Source organism: Streptomyces cinerochromogenes (assembly GCF_014648635.1).
Lineage (GTDB): Bacteria > Actinomycetota > Actinomycetes > Streptomycetales > Streptomycetaceae > Streptomyces > Streptomyces cinerochromogenes.
Window position 1 is genome coordinate 1 of the sequence record NZ_BMRM01000044.1, and the last position, 7328, is coordinate 7328.

Consider the following 7328-nt stretch of genomic DNA (forward strand, 5'->3'; position numbering starts at 1 on the left):
CGATCAGGTCGGGAGAGCGGTCCAGGCAGACCGCGATCAGCGTGTCCGGGGTGACACCCGTCCCCCGCAGGTGGTGCGCGAGCCGGTTGGCACGGGCGTTGATGCCGGCGTACGTCCAGTGTTCACCACCGAACGTCACCGCGGTCGCGTCGGGGTGGGTGGCGACGCGGTCCTCGATCAGCCGATGGATCGTCGCCGTGTCCGGGTACGGGCCCGAGACACCGTTCCAGTCCACCAGGACTTCCCGCCGCTCCCGCTCCGTGAGCATGTTGAGGTCGCCGATGCGTGCCCCGGGCGAGTCCACGACGGAGGTCAGCAGGGCCAGCAGGTGGCCGGCCATGCGCTCGACCGATTCCGCGTCGAACCTGCTCCGGTCGTAGACGAGGCGGAACTCCAGGGCCCGGCCCGCCGACACGACGAGGGTCAGCGGGTACCCGGTGCGCTCCACGCAGTTCACCAGGCGCCGGGTCAGTCCCTCGGGGAAGTCCGACGGCTTCTGCACCACCGGGTAGTTCTCGAAGACGAGGATGGACCGGAACAGCGGCTCGCCGCGCGGGATCCTGCTGTGCTTCTGCACGTCGACCAGGTGGCAGTACTCCCACTGCCGCATGTCCAGTTGTTCGTCCTGGAGGTCCCGCAGCCATTCGGAGACGACCATGTCGCCCGTGAGCCGGCCGCGCACCGGCAGCGTGTTGATGAAGAGGCCCATCATCGACTCCACGCCGGGCAGATCGATCGAGCGGCCCGAGATGGTCGACCCGAACAGCACCTCGTCCTGGCGGCTGTACCGTGAGAGCAGGATCGACCACAGGCCCTGTACCAGAGTGTTCATGGTGACGCGCTGGGACTTGGCGTAGTCCCGGGCCCGCGCGAACAGCTCCGCGGAGGCGCACACCTCGAACTCGCCGACTCCTGTGTCCCCGGTGTCCCGGTCGACGTGCAGGGCGGTGGGCTCGGTGACGCCCGCGAGGTAGTCGGACCAGAACGCCGCGGAGCCGTCGTCCCGCCGGGAGTTGAGCCACTCGATGTACCGGCGGTACGGGACCGTCGGCGGCAGCTCGGCGGGGGTGCCGTCGAGCAGTGCGCGGTAGAGCGCGAACAGCTCCTTCTGGAGGATCTGCACACTCCAGCCGTCGAGGAGGATGTGGTGGAACGACCAGACGACGATCCGGCGTTCCTCCGTCATGCGCAGCACGGTGACCCGGACCAGGGGGGCCCGTGACAGGTCGAACCCCCGGGCCCAGTCCTCCGCCAGGAAGGCGTCGAGCCGCTCCTCCTGACCGGACAGTCCACGCAGGTCCCTCACCTCGAAGGGGAGGGGGGCCCGGCGCTGCACCACCTGCACCGGCTCCGACACGCCCTCCCACACGAACGCACTGCGCAGGATCGAGTGCCGGTCGACGAGCTGCTGCCAGGCGGTGCCGAACAGCGTCTCGTCGAAGGGCCCTTCGATCTCCTCCGTCATCTGCACCATGTAGGGGCGGGTGTCGGAGGTGTCCTCCAGCGAGTGGTACAGCATGCCGAACTGCAGGGGCGAGAGCCCGTAGACGTCTTCCACGTTGTGCGCGCTCATATCGAGAACCTCTTCAGGATCGCGGCCATGTCGGCGTCACCGACATCGGTGAGGGGAACGCCAGGGGACTCCCGGCGGGCGTCGGCGGCTCCGTCGGCGCTGCCGGCGATCAGCTCGCGCAGGTGACGGAGGACGCCGTCGGCCAGGTGCTCGACGGTGCGCCGGTCGTGCAGCGCGGTCGAGTAGTTGATGTACAGGCCGAACGTGTCGCCCTCGACGGCGGCGGTCACGTCCAGCACGTTCCAGCGCATGCCGTCCGGGCTGATCGAGTGGCCCTTGGGCTCTTCGGGACCGGCGTACCGCCCGATGCCCGGCAGGTCCCTCGTGAACTGCCCCAGGTAGTTGAAGTTCACTTCCGGAGTGGGCTGCCGGCGCAGTACGGAGGCCAGGTCCGGGGCGCCGAGGTGGCGCAGGATGCCGTAGCCGACGCCCTTGTTGGGGATCCGCGCCAGCTGCTCGCGGACGGAGTCGAGCGAGGCCACCGCACTGGTGGCTCCTGGCGCCAGTCGCAGGGCGACGGGGAAGACGGACGTGAACCACCCCACCGTCCGTGACAGGTCCACGTCGGGGAACAGATCCTCGCGGCCGTGCCCCTCCAGACCGATCAGGGTCTCGTCGTCCCCCGTCCAGTCTCGCAGGGCGTGCGCCAGCGCGGTGAGCAACGCGTCGTTGATCTGGGTGCTGAAGACCTTCGGCACGTCCCGCAGCAGGGCACGGGTCTCCTCGGGGCTGAGCGTCGCCACGACGCCGGCGGCGGACCCCAGGTCGTTGCGGCCGTCCCGGTCACGCGGCACCCGGCCGGCCGGCTTGGGCTCGGCCCAGTAGGCGAACTCCGCCCGCGCCTGCGCCGAGTCGGCGAAGCCGTGCAGTCGCTGAGCCCACGACCGGAACGACGTCGTCTTGGCCGGCAGCAGGGGCGCGAGTCCGGCAGCCCGGCGCTCGTAGCAACTGCCCAGGTCCTCCAGCAGGATCCGCCAGGACACGCCGTCGACCGCCAGGTGGTGTACGACGATGAGCAGCCGCTGCCCGCGTGTGGGCCCCAGCTCCTGAAGGGCGGCCCGCAGCAGCGGGCCCTTGGCCAGGTCGAGGCTCTGCTGCGTCTCCTCCGCGATGTGCAGCGACACCGACTCCAGGGACTCGTCCGCGACGCCGGACAGGTCGTGCACGTCGAGGACGCCGGTGTCCACGGACTCGTCCAGGTACTGCCGCCGGCCGGACGCCCCGTCCGTGCAGCGCAGCCGCAGCGCGTCGTGATGCTCGATCAGGTCGGCCAGCGCGAGCCGCAGCACGTCGGGGTCGAGTCCGTCGGTGACGAGGAGTTCGGCCTGGTTGAAGTGGTCGAACGCCGGCAGGTCCTTCTCGAAGAACCAGTGCTGGATCGGTGTCAGCGGGACCTCGCCCACCACACGGCCCTGCTCCGCGTCGACCGGCGTGGCCGTACCGGCGTGGACCGCGATCTCGGCGATCGTCTGGTTCTTGAAGATCAGCCGCGGGGTGAGGTGCACACCGAATTTCTTGGCGCGGGCGATCATCTGGATGCTGATGATCGAGTCGCCGCCCAGTTCGAAGAAGTTGTCGTGGATGCCGACGGTGTCGATGCCGAGGATCTCGGACCAGATCGCGGCAAGGGTGCGCTCGGTGTCCGTCCGGGGTGCGGTGTAGGTGGTGGCGAGTTCGGGTCGGTGGTGGTCGGGGGCGGGCAGAGCCTTGGTGTCGACCTTCCCGTTGGGTGTCAGGGGGAGGTGGTCGAGGGTGACGTAGAGGCTGGGGACCATGTAGTCGGGCAGCTGCCCCTGAAGGTGGGCCCGCAGGTCGCCGACGCCGGGGGCGTGCCCCACAGCGGGAACAACGTAGGCGACGAGCTGCTTGTTGCCGGGGGTGTCCTCGCGGACGGTGACGGCGGTGGTGTGGACGTGGGGGTGGGTGGTCAGCGCGTTCTCGATCTCGCCGAGTTCGATGCGGTAACCGCGCAGCTTGACCTGGTTGTCGATCCGGCCGATGAACTCCAGCGTCCCGTCCGCACGCCACTTCACCAGGTCACCGGTGTGGTAGACCCGCGGATCAGGACGCGGCGGGGCGAGGGGGTTGGGGGTGAAGCGCTGCCCGGTCAGCTCGGGCCGGTCGTGGTAGTGCCGGGCCAGGCAGACACCACCCAGCAGAGCATGGCCCGGGACACCGACGGGGGCGGGCTGGTTGTGGTGATCGACGACGTAGACGGTCGTGTTGGTGATGGCCCGGCCCAGAGTCGTCGTGCCGCCGTGCGGGTCCGGCTCCGTCGTCAGGCTCATCACGTTCGCCACCGAACCCTCGGTCGCACCGTACTCGTTGCTGACCGTCGTCCGCGTACTACTGGCCTTCAACAGCCGTGCGACGAGCTGGGGCGTGAGGTTCTCACCCCCGGCCACGATCGTGGCGATGTGGTGACGGGCCCCGCGGCTCTCCAGGTGAGCGGCCAGCACCTCCAGGTGGGAGGGGGTGGCTTTGAGAAAGCTGATGGGGGTGTTGATGCAGATCAGGTCGATCGCGGCGTCGAACGCCGTCCGGTCGGGCCCGGTGACAGGGATGGCGAGCTGCTGGCCCTGGATCAGAGGCAGGAACAACGCCGTGATCGTCAGATCGAACGTCACCGACGAGTACAGAATGCTGCCGATACCGCCCGCGGGACCAGCGGGATAGTTCTCGTCGCACCAGTGCAGGTAGTTGACGACACCACGGTGCTCCAGCGCCACCCCCTTCGGCCTACCCGTGGAACCCGACGTGTAGATGACGTAGGCGAGGTCATCCGGTGAGGCGACGGGCTGGGGGTTGGTGTCCGGTCCGGCCGGCCACTGGGTGTCGACCATCAGGCGGTCGAGCGTGTCGGGCAGGCGGTGGGCCAGATCGGTGCTGGTGATGACCAGCGGCGTCCGGGTGTCGTTGATCATGTAGGTGATGCGGTCGGTGGGGTAGTCCGGGTCCAGGGGAACGAACGCGGCACCGGCCTTCAGGATGCCCAGGAGGGTCGCGATCAGGTCGGGAGAGCGGTCCAGGCAGACCGCGATCAGCGTGTCCGGGGTGACACCCATGCCCCGCAGATGATGGGCCAGCTGGTTGGCACGCACGTTGATCTCCCCGTACGACCAGTGTTCACCACCGAACGTCACAGCGGTCGCGTCGGGGTGGGTGGCGACGCGGTCCTCGATCAGCCGATGGATCGTTGCCGTGTCCGGGTACGGGCCCGAGACACCGTTCCAGTCCACCAGGACTTCCCGCCGCTCCCCCACCGTCAGCATGTTCAGCTCGGACAGACGCGCCTGCGGCGTGGCCGCCACCGACGCGGCCAGCGTCGCGAGGTGACCGGCCAACCGCTCGATCGTCGCCTGCTCGAACAGATCCGTCCGGTACTCCACGGCTGCCAGCAGCTCGCCACCCGCTTCCGCGGCGGTCAGCTGGAGATCGAACTTGGCGTCCTGACCGCTCACACCGACTTGCTCGACCGCCAGGCCGGGCAGGCTCCAGGCGTTGCCCTCCGGGGTGTTCTGGAAGACGAAGAGGGTCTGGAAGAGCGGGTTGCGGGACAGGTCCCGGTCGGGGGCCAGCTCGTCGACGAGGCGTTCGAAGGGGAGGTCCTGGTGGTCGTAGGCGCCGAGCGCGGTGTCCCTGACGCGGTCGAGGAGTTCGGTGAACGTCGGGTCGCCCGACAGGTCGGTGCGTAGGACCAGGGTGTTGACGAAGAAGCCGATCAGGTCCTCGGTCTCGGCGCGGTTGCGGCCGGCGATCGGGGTGCCGACCGCGATGTCGTCCTGGCGGCAGTAGCGGGCCAGCACGATCTGGAACAGCGCCAGCAACGCCATGAACAGGCTCGCGCCCTGCCCGCTCGCCGTCGCCCGCAGCGCCTCCGTCACCTCCGACGGCACCGAGAAGTACACGGTGTCGCCCTCGGCGCCCTCCCTCTCGGCCGGCCGTCCGTGGTCGGTCGGCAGCTCCAGGGTCGGTACTCCCGAAAGGCGCTCGCGCCAGTACGCCAGCTGTCCCTCCAGGAAGTCACCGCTGAGCTGCTCCCGTTGCCAGACGGCGAAGTCCGCGTACTGGACAGGCAGTTCGGGAAGCGTCGCCTCGCGTCCGGCGACAGCTGCCGCGTACAGCTCGCGCAGCTCGCGCGCCAGGATCCCGGACGACCAGCCGTCCGACACGATGTGGTGGAGTGTCAGCAACAGGTACTGATCTTCGTCCGCGAGCCGCACCACATCCACGCGCAGGAGCCGACCACCGTCCAGCTCGAACGGCCTCCGGGCCTCGGCCGCCATGATCTCCGACGCGGCCCGCTCCCTGTCGACCGTCGGGACGGTCCGTACGTCGTGCACCACCGGTGTGACCGACCACGGCGCGTCCACGACCTGCGCGGGGCGGCCCGTGTCGTCGGTGACGAACCGGGTTCGCAGCACCTCGTGCCGGGCCACCAGGCCGGTGAACGCCGCGCCCAGCGCACCGACGTCGAGCGCGCCCCGCACCCGCAGCCCGAACGGCACGAGGTATTCGGCGCTGCCCGGGGTCAACTGGTCCAGGAACCAGAGCCGTTGTTGCGCGAACGACAGCGGCAGTGGACCGCTGCCACGGTCGACCGGGGCCAGCGGCGCCTCGCCGGCCGTCTCCAGTTCGCGCACGACCACGGCCAGTGTCGCCACTGTGGGCGAGGTGAAGAGGGCACGCACGGGGACGTCCACACCGAGCCGCTGCCGCAGGCGCGACGTCGCCTGCGTCGCGAGCAGTGAGTGTCCCCCCAGTTCGAAGAAGTTGTCGTGGATGCCGACGGTGTCGACACCGAGGACGTCGGACCACACGCCGGCGATGATCTCCTCCGTCGAGGTGCGGGGTGCGGTGTAGGTGGTGGCGAGTTCGGGCCGGTGGTGGTCGGGGGCGGGCAGGGCCTTTGTGTCGACCTTCCCGTTGGGTGTCAGGGGGAGGTGGTCGAGGGTGACGTAGAGGCTCGGGACCATGTAGTCGGGCAGCTGCCCCTGAAGGTGGGCGCGCAAGTCGCCGACGCCGGGGGCGTGTCCCGCAGCGGGAACGACGTAGGCGACGAGCTGCTTGTTGCCGGGGGTGTCCTCCCGGACGGTGACGGCTGTGGTGTGGACGTGGGGGTGCGTGGTCAGCGCGTTCTCGATCTCGCCGAGTTCGATGCGGTAGCCGCGCAGCTTGACCTGGTTGTCGATCCGGCCGATGAACTCCAGCGTCCCGTCCGCACGCCACTTCACCAGGTCACCGGTGTGGTAGACCCGCGGATCGGGACGCGGCGGGGTGAGGGGGTTGGGGGTGAAGCGCTGCCCGGTCAGCTCGGGCCGGTCGTGGTAGTGCCGGGCCAGGCAGACACCACCCAGCAGGGCATGGCCCGGGACACCGACCGGGGCGGGCTGGTTGTGGTGGTCCACGACGTAGACGGTGGTGTTGGTGATGGCCCGGCCCAGAGTCGTCGTGCCGCCGTGCGGGTCCGGCTCCGTCGTCAGGCTCATCACGTTCGCCACCGAACCCTCGGTCGCACCGTACTCGTTGCTGACCGTCGTCCGCGTACTACTGGCCTCCAACAGCCGCGCGACGAGCTGCGGCGTGAGGTTCTCACCCCCGGCCACGATCGTCGTGATGTGGTGACGGGCCCCACGGCTCTCCAGGTGAGCGGCCAGCACCTCCAGATGCGAAGGCGTGGCTTTGAGAAAGCTGATCGGGGTGTTGATGCAGATCAGGTCGATCGCGGCGTCGAACGCCGTCCGGTCGGGCCCGG

General features: G+C 69.5%; 2 protein-coding genes. Both read right to left on the minus strand.

Going from position 1 to position 7328, the window contains the following annotated elements:
• Positions 1–1573, minus strand: a 1573-nt coding sequence (locus IEZ20_RS39245; protein ID WP_189307910.1) for a condensation domain-containing protein, incomplete at its 3' end; no start/stop codon positions are given.
• Positions 1570–7328 (minus strand): non-ribosomal peptide synthetase (locus tag IEZ20_RS39250; RefSeq protein ID WP_189307912.1); only part of this gene is annotated, 5759 nt, incomplete at its 5' end. The genes IEZ20_RS39245 and IEZ20_RS39250, both read right to left, overlap by 4 nt.